14 protein-coding genes and 2 pseudogenes are annotated in these 21769 nt (G+C 58.1%); 4 read left to right on the forward strand and 12 right to left on the reverse strand.

The genetic code is table 11. The features are described 5' to 3' along the window. Window positions 1–875: 875 nt before the first annotated feature. The gene (gene cls / locus F591_RS0107570; protein WP_019533989.1) at window positions 876–2318 is read right to left on the reverse strand and encodes a cardiolipin synthase; all 1443 of its coding nucleotides are present in this window, start codon (window positions 2316–2318) and stop codon (window positions 876–878) included. Between the two features lie 238 nt (window positions 2319–2556). On the opposite strand from cls, the gene F591_RS0107575 reads away from it, so the two are divergent. Further along, window positions 2557–2796: a hypothetical protein gene (locus F591_RS0107575; protein WP_019533990.1), complete on the forward strand. Its 240-nt coding sequence runs from the start codon at window positions 2557–2559 to the stop codon at window positions 2794–2796. Window positions 2797–2953: 157 nt separating this feature from the next. Here F591_RS0107575 and glgA read toward each other — a convergent pair whose 3' ends face one another. The 4 genes and pseudogenes from glgA to glgB form a co-directional block, all read right to left on the reverse strand. Then, a complete protein-coding gene (gene glgA, locus F591_RS0107580; protein ID WP_019533991.1) occupies window positions 2954–4390 on the reverse strand; it encodes a glycogen synthase GlgA in 1437 nt (478 codons plus the stop codon). Between the two features lie 66 nt (window positions 4391–4456). Further along, window positions 4457–5561: pseudogene (glgD, locus tag F591_RS27590) on the reverse strand (glucose-1-phosphate adenylyltransferase subunit GlgD). A 15-nt stretch (window positions 5562–5576) separates the two neighbouring features. Beyond that, window positions 5577–6768: pseudogene (locus F591_RS27595) on the reverse strand (glucose-1-phosphate adenylyltransferase). Further along, window positions 6761–8794, reverse strand: a complete 2034-nt coding sequence (gene glgB / locus F591_RS0107595) for a 1,4-alpha-glucan branching protein GlgB (protein WP_019533993.1) — start codon at window positions 8792–8794, stop codon at window positions 6761–6763. Before glgB ends, F591_RS27595 begins: the two are co-directional and overlap by 8 nt. A gap of 419 nt (window positions 8795–9213) precedes the next feature. On the opposite strand from glgB, the gene F591_RS0107600 reads away from it, so the two are divergent. Together F591_RS0107600 and F591_RS0107605 are read left to right on the forward strand one after the other, a co-directional pair. Beyond that, window positions 9214–10077 carry a class I SAM-dependent methyltransferase gene (locus tag F591_RS0107600; protein WP_019533995.1) on the forward strand — a complete coding sequence of 288 codons (864 nt, stop codon included), beginning with the start codon at window positions 9214–9216 and terminating at the stop codon, window positions 10075–10077. 4 nt (window positions 10078–10081) lie between these two features. After that, complete coding sequence (locus F591_RS0107605; RefSeq protein ID WP_019533996.1) at window positions 10082–10786, forward strand: RluA family pseudouridine synthase; 705 nt, start codon at window positions 10082–10084, stop codon at window positions 10784–10786. 97 nt (window positions 10787–10883) lie between these two features. On the opposite strand, the gene F591_RS0107610 is transcribed toward F591_RS0107605, so the two are convergent. Then, complete coding sequence (locus F591_RS0107610) at window positions 10884–11303, reverse strand: MarR family winged helix-turn-helix transcriptional regulator (protein ID WP_019533997.1); 420 nt, start codon at window positions 11301–11303, stop codon at window positions 10884–10886. Window positions 11304–11532: 229 nt separating this feature from the next. On the opposite strand from F591_RS0107610, the gene F591_RS31925 reads away from it, so the two are divergent. Beyond that, window positions 11533–11700: a hypothetical protein gene (locus F591_RS31925; RefSeq protein WP_019533998.1), complete on the forward strand. Its 168-nt coding sequence runs from the start codon at window positions 11533–11535 to the stop codon at window positions 11698–11700. A gap of 243 nt (window positions 11701–11943) precedes the next feature. Here F591_RS31925 and gyrA read toward each other — a convergent pair whose 3' ends face one another. The 6 genes from gyrA to F591_RS0107650 form a co-directional block, all read right to left on the reverse strand. Next, complete coding sequence (gyrA, locus tag F591_RS0107620) at window positions 11944–14379, reverse strand: DNA gyrase subunit A (RefSeq protein WP_019533999.1); 2436 nt, start codon at window positions 14377–14379, stop codon at window positions 11944–11946. Window positions 14380–14386: 7 nt separating this feature from the next. Continuing rightward, entirely contained in the window at window positions 14387–16360 is a 1974-nt protein-coding gene (parE, locus tag F591_RS0107625; RefSeq protein WP_019534000.1) for a DNA topoisomerase IV subunit B, read from the reverse strand. A 325-nt stretch (window positions 16361–16685) separates the two neighbouring features. Then, window positions 16686–17678, reverse strand: coding sequence for an ABC transporter permease (locus tag F591_RS0107635; RefSeq protein WP_019534002.1), 993 nt, complete (start codon window positions 17676–17678; stop codon window positions 16686–16688). Further along, window positions 17671–18726 carry an ABC transporter ATP-binding protein gene (locus F591_RS0107640; protein ID WP_019534003.1) on the reverse strand — a complete coding sequence of 352 codons (1056 nt, stop codon included), beginning with the start codon at window positions 18724–18726 and terminating at the stop codon, window positions 17671–17673. Before F591_RS0107640 ends, F591_RS0107635 begins: the two co-directional genes overlap by 8 nt. A gap of 82 nt (window positions 18727–18808) precedes the next feature. Then, complete coding sequence (locus F591_RS0107645) at window positions 18809–19642, reverse strand: GDSL-type esterase/lipase family protein (protein ID WP_019534004.1); 834 nt, start codon at window positions 19640–19642, stop codon at window positions 18809–18811. Window positions 19643–19739: 97 nt separating this feature from the next. Beyond that, window positions 19740–21155 carry a M23 family metallopeptidase gene (locus F591_RS0107650; RefSeq protein ID WP_019534005.1) on the reverse strand — a complete coding sequence of 472 codons (1416 nt, stop codon included), beginning with the start codon at window positions 21153–21155 and terminating at the stop codon, window positions 19740–19742. Window positions 21156–21769: the final 614 nt, after the last annotated feature.

Genomic DNA, 21769 nt, shown 5'->3' on the forward strand with positions numbered 1-21769 from the left:
GAATCACCCTCCTAAATAAAAAAAGAAGCTTCGTTTAAGCCAGGGATCCTCACGCCTTTCGGCCAAAAAACTCCGTAATACGCGGTCCCGGAAATGCAACTGCGTATTGCGCAATTTGTTTGTGGACAATAACGGCTTGCCCGCCGCCTATCCAGTAGAAACCTTCGGTTTAAAAAAATCTTCTTCGTTGTCGTTATCCAATTTTTGGGAGCATGATCGTTTCGCTCAGCACAGGCCTCAGCTACCGCATAGCATCCTCCTTTCGCCCTCCCGTTGTTAGCACTCGACCAAAACGATTGCTAACAACAGTTTATGTCAACTTGGCCCTGCAATCAAGATCGGCAGCTTAACGAAAACAAGCGAAATCTTCCAAAAAATCGCTTGCTTCCAAGATTTTTGCCCATTCTCTTGCTCATTCTCGCCCAGATGCATGAAGGGATTCAATTGTGTTTTCTTCTTTTTTGCATGGATTGTGGGGAATTTTGGAATCCTAAACAAGAATCCCGTTGCCAACTATTGCATAGAAAGGAGCAGCTTCCTCGATGGAACCGAACGAGAAAACAATCAGCGAAAATCCGGATGCGGATGAAGCGGCGACCGCGGTCGAAGGAACGGACGACGATTCGGACGACGTGCATGTGGAGTGGGCCGGATACATCTGAACGCCCCGAAATCGCAGAAGAGCCATGCGGCAGTCGCCGGCATGGCTTTTCGCTTGTCGCTTATCTTGAAAATAACGCCCGGGGCGGGCGGTTCATTTTCATCTTCTGATGGTGCTGCGTAAGCCGCATGGGCGTCTATCTTGAAAATAGCGCCGGGCCCGCGGCCCAATTTTCACCATTTGATGGTGCTGCGCCAGCGGCATAGGCGTCTATCTACAATATCGGCGACAAAAGCCTCATCAGCGATTCCGTCAGCTTGGCCGGGATCGGCCTGCTCTCGTATTCCGCCAGCGTCATCTCTCGGCAATGCGCAAGATCGGTCTCGAACAGCTCGACAAGCCGGGACACCGTCGCGGTATCGTACAAAATCGCGTTGCATTCGAAATTGATTTCCAGGCTGCGGATATCGAGATTCGCCGAGCCGACCGAAGCGATCTCGCCGTCAACGACCATCATTTTGGCGTGCAAAAAGCCTTTCTCGTACAAGTAACAGCGAATGCCGCTGCTCAGCAAGCTGCCCAAATAGGAATACGAGGCAAAATAAACCATCTTATGGTCTGGCTTCGCCGGTATCATCACCCGCACGTCGACGCCGGACATGACCGCCGATTTCAGCGCCGTCAGCATGCTGTCGTCGGGAATGAAGTAAGGGGTCTGGAGCAAAATTTGCTTCTGCGCCTTATAGATCATTCTCAGGTACACATGCTTGATCTGCTGCTTCTCCGAATTCGGCCCGCTGGAAACGATCTGCACCCCGACCTTGCCGGTAACCGAAGGCGGCGGAAAATACCGCCTCAGCTCCTCCATGCGCTTCGACGACGACAAGTTCCAATCGAGAAAAAAACGCGCCTGCAGCATATGTACGGCATTGCCCGTGAGGCGCAAATGCGTATCCCGCCAAAATCCCATCCTGCCCTTGCCCACATATTCCCGGCCGATATTGAACCCGCCGATGTATCCCGACTGGCCGTCGATGATCGCCAGCTTGCGGTGGTTCCGGAAGTTGAGGCGAAAGTTGATGAACGGAAACCGGGTAGGGAAGAACGCCTCTACTTGCCCGCCGGCGCGCAGCAGCGGGGCGAAGAAGCGCTTCGGCAGCCGGGAGCTGCCGATCGCGTCGTACAGCAGCCGCACCTCGACGCCATCCGCCGCTTTGGCCGCCAGCTCCGATACGATGGTCCTGCCCAGCTCGTCGTTTTTAATAATGAAGTAGAGCAAATGAATATGATCCCTGGCCTGGCGAATATCGCGCAGCAGCGCCGCAAATTTGCTGTCTCCTTCCGCAAAAAGCTGCACTTCGTTATTCTGCGTATACCAGGCGGCATCATTGACCAAATTCATATGCACCATATCCGAATAATCTTCCATCGCCGGGTCCCGAAAGCGCATCGTCCCGTGCTCCAGCTGGCGCCTCTGCCGTTTGACGAACGCGATAAAGCGGGAAAATTCGCCCTCTTCCAGCTTGTACAGCTTCCTTCGGATCAGCCTCTGGCCAAAGAGCATGTAGATCAGGAAGCCGACGCCCGGCAAAAACAGCAGCACCATCAGCCAAGCCCATGTCGCCGCCACATTGCGCCGCTCCAGAAAGATGAGAAACCCGGCCAGCACCAGGTTCACAATAAAAACAAAGGAAAATGACTGCTGTAGCCACTCCATCCCGTTTATAACCACCTATCGTCTGCTTGCCGTATTATTGTCCCTTATTAATATCTCACATTGCCCTACGGTTCGGCAAATCAAAAAGCACGGGCCGCAGCAAAAAAACGCCTTTACATTCATCGGCAGCGATCATTGGCGGCATCGGCGATTCCGGTTCATGATCGCCCCGGGCTGGGCATACACTTACTGTGTACGGCATCATGGCCGCAACGAAGAAAGGGAGGACAGGAAGCTAATGTGGAAAAGCATGCTGAGCAACGAGTACATTGAAATTGAGGCCAATGCCGAAAAGCGCACGTTAAAGCTTCATATGAAGCGATTCGGCGAAAGCGCGGCGCCCGTTACGCTGGAGCTGAATCAATCGGAGCTGTTCGAGCTGCTCCACACCTTTTTGACGATCAACCGGGCGTTCAACAAAGAAACGATGTACTTTGAGGAGCGGCCGGTCGGGACGGCGAGCCCGCCGTCCGCCTGAGCGCCGCCGCCCGGCGTCGTTTCAGGCGCCCGCATCCCCCGCATACGGAAAAGAACGGCTTTTGCCATGACAAGCCGAACCCGGAAGCCTCCAAATGCGCCGGACGTACACCGATGTCCGGCCGGTTTGGAGGCTTGGCGGCGTTTCAGGCGCCGCATCAAATCACCCGTTCCTTCAGCTTGCCATAGAGCTCGGCGTATGCTTGCGCAGATTTGCGCCAGCTGAAATCTTTTTTCCGGATGTTGCTTATAATCTGGCTCCACGCTTGCGGGTCATGAAACATCCTGACAGCCCGCTCTATTGTATACAGCATGTCGTGAGCGTTGTAGTTCGTAAAGCTGAAGCCCGTTCCTTCGCCGGTGAACTCGTTGAACGGCTGCACCGTATCCTTCAGCCCGCCGGTCTCGCGGACGATCGGCACGGACCGGTAGCGCATCGCCACCAGCTGCCCGATGCCGCATGGCTCGAACAGCGAGGGCATCAGGAACAGATCGGAGCCGGCATACATTTGTCTGGCCAGCGCTTCATCGAACAAAATCTGTGCGGACAACTTGTCCGGATGGCGTCCGGCGGCATCGCGGAACATATGCTCGATGCGCGGCTCCCCGGTGCCGAGCACGACCCACTGCGCGTCCAGCGCCATCAGCTCGGGCAGCACCCGTCCGATCAGATCCATGCCCTTCTGATCGACCAGCCGGCTAACGATCGCGATCAGCGGCAAATCCGGCATCGCGGGCAATCCGAGGCGCTCTGTCAGCTTCAGCTTGTTCTGCCGCTTTTTGGACAGCGAATCGCGGTACGGCACGGCGATATGCGGATCGTTCATCGGGTCGAACGTATCGTAATCGATGCCGTTAACAATGCCCGCCAGCCGGTGGCTTTGGCTTCTCAGCAAACTGTCCATATGCTCGCCGTAATAGGGAGTCTGGATTTCCTCGGCGTAGGAAGGGCTGACCGTCGTGATGAAATCGGAATAGAGCAGCCCCCCCTTCAGAAAGCTGGCCCCGCCGTGCTGCTCCAGCGCATACCCGCTGAAGTGCTCCTCCCCGAGCGAGAAGTAGTCCCGAAACTGCTCCTTCCCGAAGACGCCCTGATACCTCAGGTTATGGATCGTCATGACCGTGCGGATGCCCGCATAAGCCGGCTGCTGCGCATACTGCGCCCTGTACAGCACCGGAATCATCCCGGCCTGCCAGTCGTGACAATGAACGATGTCGGGCCTATAGCCGATATGAGGCAGCGCACCCAGCACCGCCTGGCAGTAATAGGCGAACCGCTCGGCATCGTCTCCGTAGCCGTAGCAGCCTTTGCGCCGAAAGTAATATTCGTTGTCGATAAAATAGTAGGTGACGCCGCTCTGCACGAGCTGCTCGATCCCGCAGTACTGCTCCCGCCAGCCCATCTTGACAGTAAACACGGTGACCGGCTCCAGCCGTTCTTTCCACTCGCCCGGGATATCCTCGTATTTCGGCAGCATCACTCTGACATCGACGCCAAGCTTCGCGAGCGCCTGGGGCAGCGAGCCGATGACATCGGCAAGCCCGCCGGTTTTGACGAAAGGCACGGCTTCGGACGCGGCGAACAATACGTTCATAGCTTTTGACGCTCTCCCTTTCCTGATAAAATGTCGGCAGGTTCCGTTCACCATAGGCGTCTAAACTCAAATAATTTTCGTTTTGGAAGCGATAAACAGCGCCTGCTTGTCGCCTGTCAGCACGCGTCCGCGGCTGATGAAGACGTCTTTGTCGAGAATCGCATTTTCGATAATGACATTCTCTTCAATCTCGCAATTTTGCAAAATGATGCTGTTCTTCACATACGCGCCCTTGCGAATATTGACGCCCCGGAACAATATGCTGTTCTCGACCTTCCCTTCGACGACGCAGCCGTTGGCGATCAGCGCGTTGCGGGCGTGGGCGTTTTCGACGTAGCGGGCGGGCGGCTCGTCTTTGATTTTCGTATAGATCGGACGGTTTTGGCGAAAAAAAAAGCTCTCTCCAAATGCTCGGATGAAGCAGCTGCATGCTGTGCTTGTAATAGCTTTGCACCGTGTTGACGATGCCGGCGTATCCCCGGTGCAGGTAGCCGTAAACGCCGAGCTTGCCGATATTTTTCATAATGCCGTCGCGCACCAGATCATCGTAGCCTTGGGCCAGACACGATTCGACCATATCGAGCAGCAGCCCCTTGCTCATGACATACATTTCCAGCGAAATGTTGTCCGTGCGCAGGCGGCCCGTATGATCCTCGATCACCGTGATCTGACCGTCCTCCTTGACGGCCAGCCGGCGAAAGGACGAGCATTCGTCCTCGGCCGATTTGGCGTAGACGACCGTAATATCCGCATTCTTGTCCAGATGCTCGTTCAGCAGGTCGTTGAAATCGATGCTGCAGACGACATGACTTCTCGCGATGACGACGAATTCTTCGCGGCCGCGGTACAAATAATCGCGGTGGTTGTAGAACTGGAACAGATCGCCGCGGGACATGCCGCTCATCTCGTGGGTTACCGCCGGCAGCAGGAACAGCCCGCCCTGTTTGCGGTCGAGATCCCACTCCTTGCCCGAGCCGAGATGATCCATCAACGACCGGTACTTGTGCTGAGTGAATACGGACACGTTCTCGATGCGCGAATTCACCATATTGGACAAAATAAAATCAATCAGCCGGTAGCGGGAGCCGAACGGAACCGAGGCGATGCAGCGCGTGTACGTCAGCTCCTCCAGGTCGTCCGGCTCGTTCACCAGGTTTACGATACCCATCATCCGTTTCATGAGAACTCATCCTTTCATCCCGCTAGTGGCCAAGCTGACCCGTTCATGGCTGCCGATCAGAACGATGTCCTGAGGGCCGTCCCGTTCGGGCTGCCCGATGACGCAATCGTCCTCCACAACCGTCCCTTCCCCGATGATCGCTTTATATATCTTTACGTTGCTGCCGATCTTCACATTCGGCATGATGACCGAATCTTTTACGAGACTGTTCTCCCCGATCTCCACGCCGTAGAACAGGACGGAATGGTCCACCTCACCGAAAACGCAGCAGCCTTCGTTCACGAGCGAACGCCGTATTACGGCGGACGGCGCCACATACTGCCCCGGCTGGTACGGATTGACCGAATAAATGCGCCAATTTTTGTCGTTCAGATTGAGCGCGGGCTGCTCCTCCAATAGATCCATATTGGCTTCCCACAAGCTCTGGATCGTCCCGACATCCTTCCAGTAGCCCTTGAACGGGTAAGCGTACATGCGAAGCCCTTCGCGCAGCATGCGGGGGATGACGTCCTTGCCGAAATCATTGCTCGACTCTGGATCGGCCTCGTCCTCGATCAGCTGCCGCTTCAGCATCGGCCAGTCGAAGATGTAGATGCCCATGGACGCCAGCGTGCTCTTCGGCTCCCGGGGCTTCTCGGCAAACTCGAGAATGCGGTTGTCGTCGTCGGTGCTCATGATGCCGAAGCGGCTCGCCTCCTCCCGTTTGACCTGGATGACTGCGATCGTGGCGTCGGCGCGCTTTCTTCGATGGAAATCGAGCATCAAGTCGTAGTTCATCTTGTAGATGTGGTCGCCCGAGATGACGAGCACGTATTCCGGGGAAAACTGCTCGATGAAGGCCATGTTGCGGTATATCGCGTTCGCCGTTCCCTTGTACCAGTCGCCCCCGCTCTGCTCCATGAAGGGAGACAGCACGGTGACGCCTCCGCTGCGGCGGTCGAGATCCCACGGCGACCCGATGCCGATATAGGAGTTCAGCACGAGCGGCTGATACTGCGTCAGCACGCCGACCGTGTCGATCTCCGAATTGGTGCAGTTGCTCAGCGTAAAATCGATGATGCGGTATTTTCCCCCGAAATGAACGGCGGGCTTGGCGAGCTGCCTCGTCAGCACGCCCAGTCTGCGGCCTTCGCCGCCCGCCCAGTCTGCGGCCTTCGCCGCCCGCCAGCAGCATAGCCACGCATTCCTTTTTACGCATCGGCCTGCCCCCTTTCTCGAATAGCGGTACCTTTCTGTTTGGCTGCGCCGCTGCGCTTGCGTCTCGCAGGACTGCTCTCTCTCAAGGTGTCGAGCCCCTGCCTCGCCCCGGCCTGCCCCGTCAGCTTGATCGGCCGCAGGTAGACGGCAGCCAGCGGAGGAACGGCTATATGCAGGCTTTGCCGCTCGCCGTGCCACGGCACGGACTCGGTGCGGAGCCGGCCCTCGTTCAGCTTGCCGGAGCCTCCGTACTGGCCGGCGTCGGAGTTGAACAGCTCGACATATTCCCCGGCAGCCGGAACGCCGATCCGGTACTGCCGATGATAGACCGGCGTAAAATTGACCAGCACGATCAGGAAGTTATGCGGTTCGGCCCCCGATCTCATGAAAGTGACGACGCTTTGACTGCGGTCATGCGGATCGATCCAGCGAAAGCCGGCCGGCTCATGATCCAGCTCCCAGAGGGACGATTCCTCCAGATACAGCCGGTTAAGCTCCCGGACATAGCGGTGCATGCTCCGGTGGCTGTCGTAGCCGAGCAATTCCCAATCGAGATCCTCCAAATCCTTCCACTCGTCGAACTGACCGAATTCTCCGCCCATGAAAAGCAGCTTTTTGCCCGGATGGGCGGTCATATAGCCGTACAGCGCGCGCAGGTTCGCGAATTTTTGCCAGTAATCGCCGGGCATTTTGCCGAGAAGCGACCGTTTGCCGTGCACCACTTCGTCATGAGACAGCGGGAGCACATAATTTTCGGAGTAGGTGTACATGATGCTGAAGGTTAATTGATGGTGGCTGCCGGGCCGAAAGTACGGATCGATCTCCATATACCGGAGCATGTCGTTCATCCAGCCCATGTTCCATTTGAAGCCAAAGCCGAGCCCGCCATCGTGCACCGGCGCCGTTACGAGCGGCCAGTCGGATGAATCCTCGGCCATCATCAGAGCGTCGGGATAATGCCGGTAGACGGTTTCGTTCAGCAATTTGAGGAAGGCGACCGCCTCCAGATTCGATTCCCCGCCTTCGCTGTTCAGCAGCTTGCGGTCGTGAGGCCGGCCGAAATTGAGGTACAACATACTTGCCACCGCGTCGACGCGCAAGCCGTCGATGTGGTAGACATCCAACCAGAACAGCGCATTGGAAATGAGAAAGCTGACGACCTCCGGCTTGGCGAAATCGAAAGCCAGCGTCCCCCATTCCTGCTTCTCGGCGCGCTCCGGATCGGCGCATTCGTACAGCGGCTTGCCGTCGAACTGCCGCAGGCCGTGCTCGTCCTTGACGAAATGCCCCGGCACCCAATCGAGGATGACCCCGATGCCCGCCTGGTGGCAGCGGTCGACGAACTGCATGAACTGCTGCGGCGTTCCGAACCGGCTCGTGACCGAATAGTAGCCGGTCGCCTGATAGCCCCAGGAGCGCTCATAGGGGTGCTCCGCCAGCGGCAGCAGCTCGATATGGGTATATCCCATGTCCTTGACATACGGGATCAGTTCGTCGGCCAGCTCCGTGTAGGTAAGATGCTCTCCGCCGCTTTTTTTCTTCCAGGTGCCCAGATGCATCTCATAAACGTTCACGGGAGAGCGGTAGACAGAGCGGTGCGCCCTGCTTTCCTGCCAAGCCCGGTCCCCCCAGCGGTAACCGCCTAAGGCGCAGACGCGCGAGGCGGTGCCCGGCGCAAGCTCCGACCGGAACGCATAGGGATCGGCTTTGAGCAGAACGGCGCCTTCGGCCGTGACGATCTCGTACTTGTAATATTCGCCCTCCTGCACCCCTGGAATGAACAGAGACCATACGCCCCATACGCTGACCTTGCGCATTGCATGCCGGCTGCCGTCCCAGCGGTTAAAATCGCCGACGACGCGCACTTCCTTCGCATGCGGCGCCCAGACCGAGAAACGCACGCCTGACAGGCCCCCGGATTCCGCTCGGTGGGCCCCCATCACGCGGTAGCTTCGAAACAGACGTCCTTCATGGAACAAGTACAGGTCCTCCGGACCAGGGATTGTGATCGTCACCGTATCGTTCATCCCCTTAAAAGGCATCGATCGTCATAGGCGTCTATCCGCTGAAGACAAGCGATCCCCCCTGTTTCGCCCGGTAATAACCAAGTACGATGCAAATACGCCAATTTCTCTCCGTCCTTTCCGAAAATCGTTCGACATCCCCGCAAGAAAAAAAGGATTTTTGCCGATGCGTGTGGAATATTTGTTGGATTGCCCGATGCTGCCGGATGTGGAACGCACCGCATACCCGGGAATGTCGTCCCAGGTGGACACTGACAATTATATTCCGCCCGGCCAAATATATGATACTGCCGGATGGAAATCCCTCCTGCCGCCCAGCTCCGGCCTTGTGATTCGCAGGCCGTTTTTTAGGCAATAATGGTGACATTGCGCAGGATGGATAATGGCAATATCGAATATACATACGGAAAGGAACGCATCTTATGTTTGCTGCACAGGATTGGAAAGATTACGAGCTGATCGATACCGGCGGGGGCGAGAAGCTGGAGCGTTGGGGCGAGATCGTCCTGCGTCGGCCGGACCCGCAAATCATTTGGCCCTTATCCAAGGAAACCGGGGCGTGGCGCAACGCCGACGCCCATTATTTGCGGAGCTCGAGCGGCGGCGGCCAGTGGCGCTACCATAAGCCGATTCCGGAGCGCTGGACGATCGGCTACCGCGGCCTCTCGTTTCATATCAAGCCGACGGGCTTCAAGCATACCGGGCTGTTTCCCGAGCAGGCGATCAACTGGCAGTGGATGATGGACAAAATTCAAGGGGCAGGCCGCCGCATTCGCGTGCTGAACCTGTTCGCTTATACCGGCGGGGCTTCCGTCGCCTGCGCTTATGCCGGCGCCGAAGTATGCCATGTCGACGCCTCCAAGGGCGTCGTGCAGTGGGCCAAGGAGAATCTGCACTTGTCCGGGCTCGGCGACCGTCCGGTCCGGTTCATCACGGACGACGTGTTCAAGTTCGTTCAGCGCGAGCAGCGCCGGGGCAGCAGATACGACGCCATTATTATGGACCCGCCGTCGTACGGCCGGGGACCGAATGGCGAAACGTGGAAGCTGGAGACGAATTTGTATCCGTTCGTCGAATCGTGCATGAACATTTTGACCGACCGGCCGCTATTCTTCCTGATCAATTCCTATACGACGGGAATTTCTTCGACCGTGCTGCGCAACATCCTGACGCTGTCGCTCGGCCGGACTTACGGCGGCTCCATCACGTGCGGAGAAATCGGGCTCCCGATCAGCGCGTCGGGCCTGATGCTGCCTTGCGGCATTCTCGGGCGCTGGGAGGCTTGACCGCATGGCGACCGCAATCCGTCCCGGAGACATCCCCGTTCTCTACGAGGACAATCATCTAATCGTCGTCGTGAAGCCGCCGAACGTTCCGAGCCAGGAGGACGACTCGCGCGACCCCGATATGCTGTCGCTGATCAAGGCCGACCTGAAGGCGCGCTATCAGAAGCCGGGCAATGTGTTTCTCGGCCTCGTGCACCGGCTCGACCGTCCTGTCGGCGGCGTCATGGTGTTCGCCAAGACGTCGAAAGCGGCGTCCAGGCTGTCCGACGCGGTGCGCACCCGCAGCATCGCCAAGACGTATGCGGCGGTGGTGCACGGCCGGCCGCAGCCGCCGAGCGGCAGTCTGCGCCACTATCTGCTGAAGGACGCCCGCACGAACACGGTGTCGGCCGTGCCCCGCGAGCGGGCCGGCGCCAAGGAAGCGCTGCTGGACTATACCGTTACCGGGCAGCTCGAAGGGCTGGCGCGCGTCGAGATTCAGCTGCATACAGGGCGGCCTCACCAGATTCGCGTCCAGTTCGCGGCGATCGGCTGCCCGCTGTACGGCGACCAGCGCTACGGAGGCGGCAAGTCCCGCCCCGGGGAGCAGATCGCCCTCTGGTCGACCCGGCTTGCCTTCGAGCACCCGACGACGAAGGAAGCGCTCAGCTTCGCCTCCTCCCCGCCGAATACGTATCCTTGGCTGCTGTGGCAGGACGATGCACGGTAAACGCGCAAACAAGCCCCCGGACGGCGGAACGGCACCCGAACTCGTTCCGCTGCCCGAGGGCTGCCTTACGGGACGGCAAGTCCGAACCGCGACCGCTTCAGGCGTTCGCCACCTTGCCGAGCAAATAGACGAGCAGCTGCTGGTTATGCAGCGAGATGCGGCTCAAGTAATTTTGCAAAAACTGCTCCCTCACCTTCATTCCCCGCTCACACTCCGCCCGTCCTTTGTCCGTAACGACGACCCAGACGATGCGGCGATCCTTCTCGTCGCGCTCGCGGACGATCAGTCCGCCCTTCTCCATCCGGTCGAGCAGCGTCGTGATCGCGGCAGGCGTCGTCGTCAAATGCTCGATGAAATCGGATGGCTTCATCCGGCGCTGGCCGGAAGATAAGAGCAGCTCCAGCACGGTCAGCTGCCCTTCGGTGAGCGACGGGGCCAGCTCCGCCTCCATGTGCGAGCGCAAATCTTTGGACACCTTCCACCACAGCTTGGCAAACTCCTGTGTTACCACCGTCATTCCTCCTCGAATCTCCGATCTGGTCATTGTACATGTATATTATACCATCGCATTCGCACGCGCGAAAGATTAATAGCATCAATATTTTAGGACATAAAACGATAAAAAAAGGGACCGCTTGACGCGGTCCTACATATATTGCTTAGGGAACAAGCGCCTAGCGTCGGAGCTTGTCAATCTTTGGAACAGGCTTATTTTCGTATGGAATTCGGTCTAAGGAGGGACGAATATGGAAACGTGGAAACGATCGGTCGGAGAAGCAGCGCTGCGGTGCGGACTCATCGACGATGCGGAATGGCTGAACAAGCTGGATGAGCCAATGCCCGTGTGGGCGGTGCTTAAGCTGCTGCTGGAGCTGAAGGAACAGCTTGAGCCGACCTATCAAAGCTATGATTGATTGAGCGAGCTTGCCGGGCTGCCGCGCGCCCGCAGCCGCTTGTCCGCGGCGAAGCGCCCTATCGGCATAGGTACATAGCTTTCGGCACAGCCGCGACGAAGCCGGCAGCAAAGCGGCCCGGCAGGGCAGCCCGGCAGAGCGCCCCGGCTCAGCAGCAGGCAGCGCAACAAGCCGGGCGAGAGTCGTCCTCCCGCCCGGCTGCGTCAGCCTGTTTCCTGGTTAGTCCCTTTTTGCCGCGCGCCGCTAAACCAGCTTGAGCACGTCGATCACCGAATCGCCCTTGGCCAGTGGAGCCATCGGCTTGCCCGGTGACTTTCGCTCGTCGATCGGCGTCTGCTCTGTCGAGAACGAGGCTTTGTCGCCGCTGGCCAGCACCAGCGTCAAATCGAACGGCTCCTTCACAACGAACGCCTTCAGCAGCGCGCTTCCGTTCGACTTTACCCGCTTGCCTTCCTTGAATTCGAAGGTGAACAAGCCTTTGCCGCCGCGGCCCTGCACCGGATAATCGGCCACCAGCGACCGCTTCGCATAGCCCAGATCGGAGACGACGACGACCTCGCCCTCATCGCCCGAAATCCATTCGCAGCTGACGACCTCGTCGCCCTCCTTGAGCTGAATGCCGCGCACCCCGGCCGCCGCGCGACCCATCGGGTTCACCTCATCCTCGGAGAAGCGGATGCTCATGCCGTTCTGCGTGACGAGCAGCAGCTCCTGTCCTCCTTCGCTCAGCTTCACGTCCAGCACATGGTCGTCGTCAGCCAGCTTGATCGCCACGATGCCGTTCGACCGGCTCGTGTAGTAGTCCTTCAGCTCGGTTCGCTTGACCTGTCCTCTGCGCGTGACGAACACGAGCGATTTGCCCGGCTCATTGAAATCGCGCACAGGAATGACGCTGACGACCCGGTCCTCCTTCGGCAGCGGAATGACGTTGACGATCGCCGTTCCGTTCTCCTTCCACTTGAACTCCGGCACCTGGTGAACCGGTAGCAGGTAGCACTGCCCCCGCTGGGTCAGGACAAGCAGACTGTCCAGCGTATTAACCTCCAGCAGATAGCGCAGATAGTCGCGTTCCTTCAGGCCCGTCGCCTCGATCTCCCCGCCGGAGCGCGTAAACGACAGCTTGCTCGTCCGCTTGATATATCCTTCGTTGGACAAAGTAACGTATACGTCCTCGGCCGTCACCATGACCTCGAGGTTCACTTTCAGCTCCTCGACCTCGTCCTGAATGTCGGAGCGGCGGTCGACGCCGTATTTGTCGCGAATCGCAGCGATCTCGTTCTTGATGACGCCGAGCAGCTTCTTCTCGCTGGACAAGATGCCGCGCAAATAATCGACCGTCTTCTGGACGTCCTTCAGCTCCTTCTCGAGCGAGTGAATCTCCAGATTCGTCAGCCGGTACAGCTGCAAGGTCAAAATGGCGTCCGCCTGCCGTTCGGTGAACCCGAACTGCGCAACCAGGTTGGTCTGGGCGTCCTGGCGGTTCTTCGACGCCTTGATCGCCGCGATCACCTCGTCGAGAATGTTCAGCGCCTTAACGAGCCCCTCGAGCACGTGAGCGCGATCCTCCACCTTCTCCAGCTCATACTGCGAGCGGTTGGTCACGACTTCCTTTTGGTGCTCGATGTACGCTGTCAGCATCTCCTTCAGACCGAGCTGCATCGGCGTCTTGTTGACGATCGCCACCATGTTGAAATTGTACGTCACTTGCAGGTCGGTCTTCTTGAGCAAATAAGCGAGCACGCCCTGCGCGTCGGCATCCTTCTTCAGCTCCACGACGATCCGCATGCCTTCGCGGCCGCTCTCGTCGCGCACCTCGGCGATGCCTTCGATCTTCTTCTCGATCCGGATGTTCTCCATGGCCGTAACGAGTCGGGATTTGACAACCTGGTACGGAATTTCCGTAATGACGATCTGCTGCTTGCCGCCGCGCACATCCTCGATCGCCGTGCGGGAGCGGATATGAATGCGTCCCCGGCCGGTGCGGTACGCCTCGCGGATGCCCTCCAAGCCCATGATGATGCCGCCGGTCGGAAAATCCGGTCCTTTGACGATCTGCATCAGCTCATCCAGCCCGATCGCCGGCCGGTCGATCACAGCGATGCAGGCGTCGATCACCTCGCGCAAATTGTGCGTCGGAATTTCCGTTGCGAAGCCGGACGAGATGCCGCTCACGCCGTTGACCAGCAGGTTCGGAAAACGGGAGGGCAGCACGATCGGCTCCTTCGCCGTATTGTCGAAGTTGTCCTTGAACGCCACGGTCCGCTTGTCGATATCGCGGAGCAACTCCATCGCTATGGAAGACAGCCGGGCTTCCGTATAGCGCATCGCCGCAGCCGGGTCGTCGTCGATCGAGCCCCAGTTGCCGTGGCCGTCGATCAGGGGATGCCCCATCTTCCACGGCTGGGCCATCCGCACCATGCCTTCATAGATCGACGAATCGCCGTGCGGGTGATAGTTGCCCATGACGTCGCCGACCGTTTTGGCCGCTTTGCGATAAGGCTTGTCCGGCGTATTTCCCGCTTCGTACATAGCATACAGAATGCGCCGCTGCACGGGCTTCAGCCCGTCCCGCACATCCGGGATCGCGCGGTCTTGTATAATGTATTTCGAATACCGGCCGAACCGGTCGCCTACAATCTCCTCCAGAAAAGCCGGCAAAAACTGTTCCTTGATGCTCACTATCGCGTCACTCCTCGAACTCGGTGAAATCGACGTTCTCGATGATCCAGCGCTTGCGCGGATCGACCTTGTCGCCCATCAGCGTGGACACGCGCCGCTCCGCCTTGGCCGCATCCTCGATCTGCACCTGCAGCAGAGTCCGCGTCGCCGGGTCCATCGTCGTTTCCCAGAGCTGCTCGGGATTCATCTCGCCGAGCCCCTTGTAGCGCTGCAGCTCGATGTTTTTGCCGAGCTCCCGGGTCAGCGCCTGCAGCTGCTCATCGGTCCAGGCGTATTTCACGACCGAATTTTTGCCCGCCTTCTTGGTTACCTTGTACAGCGGCGGCTGGGCGATATACACTTTGCCCGAGTCGATCAGCGGCTTCATATACCGGTAGAAGAACGTCAGCAGCAGCACCTGAATATGCGCGCCGTCCGTATCGGCATCCGTCATGATGATGATCTTCGCGTAATTGCTCTCGTTCTCCTCGAACTCCGGACCGACCCCGGCGCCGATGGCAGCGATGATCGCCTTGTACTCGTCGTTGCGCAAAATATCGGCAAGCTTCGATTTTTCCGGATTCATCGGCTTGCCCTTCAGTGGAAGAATCGCCTGGAAGCGGGAATCGCGGCCCTGCTTAGCCGAGCCGCCGGCGGAGTCGCCCTCGACGATGAACAGCTCGTTGCGCGTATAATCCTTCGACTGCGCGGGCGTCAGCTTGCCGCCGAGGTTGGAGCTTTCGCTCCTGCCCTTCTTGCCGCTGCGCACTTCTTCCCGCGCCTTGCGCGCCGCCTCGCGGGCTTTGGCCGATTGAATCGCCTTCTTCATAATGAGCTGGGCTACTTGCGGATTCTCCTCGAGAAACACGGCCATCTTCTCGGCGACGACGGAATCAACCGCGCTGCGCGCCGCCGCACTGCCGAGCTGGTCCTTCGTCTGACCGACAAATTCGACCTCGCTCATCTTGATGTTGATGACGGCCATCAAGCCTTCGCGCAAATCTTGACCGTCCAAATTTTTATCCTTTTCTTTTAGAAAAGCATTCTTCCTCGCGTATTCGTTCATCACGCGCGTATACGCCGTTTTGAAACCCGTTTCATGCGTGCCGCCGCCGCGGGTCGGGATCGAGTTGACGAACGAGACGATCGTCTCCGTATAGCCGTCGTTGTACTGCAGCGCCACCTCGACGTCAATCTCATCCTTCTCCGCCGAAAAATGAACGACATCGTGCAGCACATTCTTCTCTTCGTTCAAAAAAGCGACGAATTGGCTGGCGCCGCCTTCGTACAGAAATACGTCCTCCCTGTCGGTGCGCTCGTCCTTGAGCGTCACCTTCAGCCCGGAGTTGAGAAAGGCGATTTCCTGCAGCCGCTCAAGCAGCGTATCGTAGCTGATCGTCGTCCCGCCCTGGAACACCCGCTTGTCGGGCTTGAATGTGACCTTCGTCCCTGTCTTCCGCGTCGTGCCGACCACCTCAAGTCCGGTCACCGGCTCGCCGACATGCTCCTTGCCGTCCTTGTCGACCCAATATTCGAAGCGCTGGCGGTGGATTTTGCCTTCGCGGTAGATTTCGACCACGAGCCATTCCGACAGCGCATTCGTTACCGAGGCGCCGACGCCGTGCAGGCCGCCGGACTTCTTGTAGCCGCTGCCGCCGAACTTGCCGCCGGCGTGCAAAATCGTAAAGACCACCTGCGGCGTCGGGATGCCCATCTTGTGCATGCCCGTCGGGATGCCGCGGCCGTTGTCGTATACGGTTACCGATTGATCTTTATGAATGGTCACGTCGATCTGCGTGCAGTACTTGGCCAAATGCTCGTCCACCGCGTTGTCGACGATTTCCCACACCAGATGATGAAGACCGGAAGCGCTCGTGCTGCCGATGTACATCCCCGGGCGCTTGCGGACGGCGACCAGCCCTTCCAGCACCTGAATGTCGTCCGCTCCGTAATCCGCCGGCGATTCCGTATGATTCGCAAACATATCGAGTTGCTCCGCCATCGCGATCCTCCCAAACGAGTTACTATCTTGAAAAATTGGACGGAACCCTCCGGCAAAGTTTCAACACCGAAGGTGACGACCGATGACGAAAGGAATCGCTCGTCATAGGCGTCAATCTTGAAAATTTAGCGATATCCACACGCTGAATTTTCAATACCGCAGGCGACGTCCGATGACAAGCGTGCGGCTTGTCATAGACGTCGATCTTGAAAATTCGACGAATCCCTCCGGCGAATTTTTCAACACCGAAGGCGACGTCCGATGACGAGTTTTCACTCGTCATCGGCGGTCCATCCTGAAAGTTCAATTATAACATTAACTGGAATTAATTTAACACATCTTTTTTTGTGAAGACAACAAAAGAGACGACGACCGATGCCGCGCCCCACGCTGTCAACACGGCGAGCGAGAACGGCAGGCTCATCCCCTTGATCGGCGGCAGCGCGCCCGTCAAGTAATTCGTCAGCTCCAAGTTTACCATAAACAAATACTTGGCCGTCTCCCAGTTCGACACCATGTTGGACAAAATCGTGCCCGAGATGAGAAGCGCCAGCATGATTCCCATGCCGGCGGCCGTACTGCGCACAAGCACCGAGATCATCAGCGACATCGAGCCGACGATCAGGGCGGCGTACCAGACGAGGCCCAGCTCCATGATCAAGTACAGCCACTGCTCGATCGGCCGGACGTAAGAGAAATCGATGTCGCCCCCGGCAAGCTGGAACCCGAAAAAGACGGGCATGTCCCATCCGCCGTAACCAAATACCGCTCCCGAGATCAAATAACAGAGCAGCGCTGTAGCGACCACGACGACAGAGACGAACAGAACCAGTGCAATCCACTTGCTCAGTAAGATTTTCCATCGTTCCACCGGTCTTGTCAACAGCAGCTTGATCGTCCCTGACGTATGCTCGCCCGATATGAGATCCGCAGCGATCACCATCACCATTAACGGAATGAAAAGTCCTACCGCATTTTTCATAAATTCTCTTGTAAAGGTTACCCCGTTGGGGGAATTTGGATTCACGTCCCGATCCAAATAATATTGCGCTCTCTGCACCTCAATTTTGCGAATCTGCTTCCATTCCTCCGGCACCCGGGCGCTGCCGATGCTCCGCGTGTAATCGACGATCTTCTGCCGCAGCTCGACCCGCCAATCCTCCGTGCCGAATTGCTTCCAGGCGTTTTCCGTCACTTTCATTTGCGCGTAGACGAACATCGGTATAATCGCCGCCAAAATGAGCAGCACGACGAACAAGCGGCGCTTTTTGACGATTTTGATGCATTCGTTAACGACGAGCGGATACAGACTAACCAACGTGTTCTCCCTCCGTAAGCTCCAGGAATAAATCCTCCAGCGTCGGATGCTTGATCTCGATGCCGAATACGTCCACGCCGGCGGCGGCAAGCGTCCGTGTCCACTCGGGGATGGCGGCCTGACTCATCCGAGTGACGATCGCGCGGATGCCCGGCGGCTGCTCTGCCCCGGCAAGCGAACTCTCCGCGTCGCCGTCCAGCGCGCCCTCATGCGAATGCGCCTGCTCGCGCTGTCCGTGCGGTCTGCCGCCGGACGGCAATACTTGAACGCCCTCGCCCGCTTCCAGCAGCTCGCGCGCCACGGCGGCGCGTCGCGCGCCCACGCTCCAGACGACGCTGCTGACCGATTCGTCGATCAGCGCCGCCACCTCACCCGTGCGAATCAATTCGCCGCGGGCGATGATCGCGACCCGGTCACACATCTGCTGAATTTCGCTCAGCAAATGGCTCGACACGAACAGGCTGAGGCCCTGGTCCGCCAGCCGGCGGATGAATGCCCGCAGCTCCTTGATCCCCTGCGGATCGAGGCCGTTCGTCGGCTCGTCCAGGATGAGCAGCCGGGGGCGGTTCAGCAGCGCCTGGGCGATGCCGAGCCGCTGCCTCATGCCAAGGGAATACGTCTTCACCTTGTCGTGAATGCGGGCGTCCATGCCGACGATCTCGACGACCTCGCGAATACGCTCCTCGCCTACGCCGGGAAGCATGCGGGCAAAATGCTCCAGATTCTCCCAGCCGGTCAAATAGCCGTATAGCTCCGGATTTTCCACGATCGCTCCCACATGCTGCAGCGCCTTGTTGTGATCCTTGGCGACATCATAACCGCAAATCCGGATCGTGCCTTCCGTCGGTCGAATCAGGTCGACCAGCATCCGGATCGTCGTCGTCTTCCCCGACCCGTTAGGGCCGAGAAAGCCGAAAATTTCCCCTGCGTACACTTCAAACGAAATGCCTTTGATAATCGTTCGCTTCCCGATCCGCTTCTTGACGTTGCTGACGGACAGCACGACGTCTCGAGGCTTGTCCGGACTTGATGCTTGCTGCGTTTCCATGTCCTTGCCGCCGCTCCCCCTTCCAATCGCAATCGTCCGCCTGCTCGCCTGCGTCCATCCGCTCCCGGAACAACCGGCGATTTTACTGTAACGTGTCCGCCATGCGTTCGGCGATTCGCTCGTACCCTTCCTGATTCGGATGGAAATGATCGCTGTACAAATACTTGTTCAGATGCAGCTGGAACAAGTCATAGGTCGGCACGACCGTTATATTCGGATGCTTGTTCGCCAGCTCGAAGGCAGCGCCGTTCCAGCGCTGAACGATGGGAGCGCCAAGCCTTTCGTCATCGAGGTCAAGGAACGGATGATACAGCCCCATGTACAAAATGCGCGCTTGCGGCGCCGCCTTCGCCATTCGGGAGAAAATCTCGTCCAGCCGCTGCAGCGCCTCATCCATTCTTCCCTCGGCTCCCTGCGGGTTGAACGCCTCGGCATCCCCGTTTGCGCCCCACATGTCCCGGCCCCCGTCGAACAAATCGTTGCCGCCGATCGTTAGCAGCACCAGATCCGCTTCCTTGAGCGCCTCGGCGATGTCCCGCTTGTCGTCCCAATCCCGCAGCACATCCGTCGTGCGATAGCCGGGAATGGCAAAATTGTTATACACATAGACCGGCTTGTTCCACCGCGCCTGCAGTTTCTCCTTGAGCTGACCGACGTAACCGCGCCCCGACAAATCGCCGGTGCCGGCCGTAAGCGAATCGCCGAGCGCCACGATGCGAATCTGCTCTTTCGATTCCCATGTCTCCTCCGGCGCCGCCGGCTTCTCCGCTTCCGGGCGCTGAACAACTCCTGTCTCCGCCGCGGGCCTCGGGTTCATAATCACGCTGACCGCGTAAACGAATCCGCCAGCGCACAAGAGCGTCGCCGCAAGCGCCGTGCCGCCGACCGCCAGCCACCATCGCCTTGTCGATTTCACCGGGCTCCCTCCGCTTGATGCCATTGTCATATAGTTTATCCCTTTTAGAGTAGCGGTTTGCGGCGCATTTTGCAAATGTGAATGGGCGCTTGAGCCATTAACTGCGCAAATATTTCATCGGATTTTCCTGCTTGCCGTTGCGGATGATCTCAAAATGCAGATGGACGCCGGTCGACTTGCCGGTGCTGCCCATGACGCCGATTTTGTCACCCTTGGCCACATTGTCGCCGACCCGCACCCCGATTTTGCTCAAATGGCCGTAGAGCGTCTCGTAACCGTTCTGATGGTCGATGATGATGCAGTTGCCGTACCCCGACTTGATGCCGGCAAACGCGACTTTGCCGCTGTCCGCAGCCAAAATCGAAGGCTCGTCGGAGACGAAATCGGTTCCCGTATGGGACTTGCCCCAGCGCAGCCCGAATTCACTCGTAATCGTCGGCTTGATCACCGGGTGCACGAAAGATCCTGTACCGATTCCCGATCGCTTCGTCCCCTGCTTCACAACAGTCGGCACCGGCTCTTCGATCAAGGTTTCGCCGACGGTTTTGTTTTCCACCAGCTGTCCGTCGATTTTGACGGAGCTGATCGATACCCGCTTGATCCCCGGCTTTCCTTCCGATGCGATCTGAATCACCCCGGAATCGAGCGTTTCGTCCTTCTCATATATAATCGGATTCGGAATTTTGACCGTCTCCTGCCGCGTTTCCACCGTCTTGACCGACAAAACCGGCTTGTTCTTCTTCCACACCAGCCGGTCGCCTGGACGGATCAAATCGTTCTCGATCCAGGGGTTGAGTTCGTAGATGTCTCGCTGCGGAATGCCGAGCCGGGCGGCGATCACGGAGATGCAATCGCCTTTCTGCACTATATATTCCTGCGCCTGTTCCCGTTCAGCCGACAGCTTCCGGAACAGTTCCTCCGGCGGCTCCACCAGCTCGGGCGGCACCGTCCGCTCCCGCAGCTCGACCGCCTCCACGAATTCCACCTGCGCCGCCGGTGCAGCCGCCGAAGCGCTCATCGACACGGGACGCAAGCGCTCGCTGAGAGCGCGGTAAGACGCCGGAGCGAAGGGCCGCTTCAGCCGCTCGAACAGCTCCTCCGCAGCTTCCCGGTTGCGGATGTATCCGAACGATAGCCCGTCGACGACAATCTCTACAGCCAGGGCCGAGGGGACGGCCGCCTGTCGAAGCGACTGCATCACCTGCTCGTCGTCCGTGCCGAGGCGGAAGCGCTCGGTCTGCTTGAGCCGCAGCCGGTCCAGCTTCGATACGATGTCCGCGTGAGCGAACCGCTCCCGCCAGTTATTGTAAACGCTTTCTTTCCAACGAATTACCATGTCTGCGCTCGATACGGTTCCGATCCATTGGTCATCCAGAAAAACGTCCATTTTGCCGCTCATATGGCTTTTCACGAACCATCGTCCCGAAACAGAGATCCCGATGATAACGGCAAGAGCTGTAAACCATTGCAGGAAGCAGTGCCAATTCCCATTCCATCCGATATGCCTCTTCAACGCTGCTTACCTCCTATCTTGAAAAATTGGACGGAACCCTCCGGCGAATTTTCAAGCACCGAAGGTGACGACCGATGACGAAAGGAATCGCTCGTCATAGGCGTCTATCTTGAAAATAGCGCTTGGTGCGCGGCCCCTCCCCAGGCACATCAGGCGACAAATCCTGCAAAAAATGCAACATTTTCCGGCCTCTTCGCTCCAGAAGCAGGGAAATGTTGCATTTTGTGCAACAATTCGAGCGAAATTGGCTTCAAATCCGGGAACATCGCCCGAAATGTTGTACAAAGTGCAACTTTGAGCCGCAAACAGGGGGTACCCCCCCGTTTTTGTTGTACAAAATACAACATTTGCGGATTCTCTTGAATATACTTCAGGGCTCGCAGCCCTTTTTCATCATTGGACGGTGCCGCGCGAGGGCATGGGCGTCTATCTTTACAATTTGACGGTATCCACCGGACAAAATTTCAACACCGAAGGCGACGGCCGACGACGAAGGAACCGCTCGACATCGGCGTTTATCTTTACAATTTGAAGATAACCTGCCGGCCGGCAACATTTTCAGCACCGAAGAACGCTGTCAACCCATAAATCCAGTGTATGCCGCCCATGCACAA

Source organism: Paenibacillus ginsengihumi DSM 21568, from assembly GCF_000380965.1.
Lineage (GTDB): Bacteria > Bacillota > Bacilli > Paenibacillales > NBRC-103111 > Paenibacillus_G > Paenibacillus_G ginsengihumi.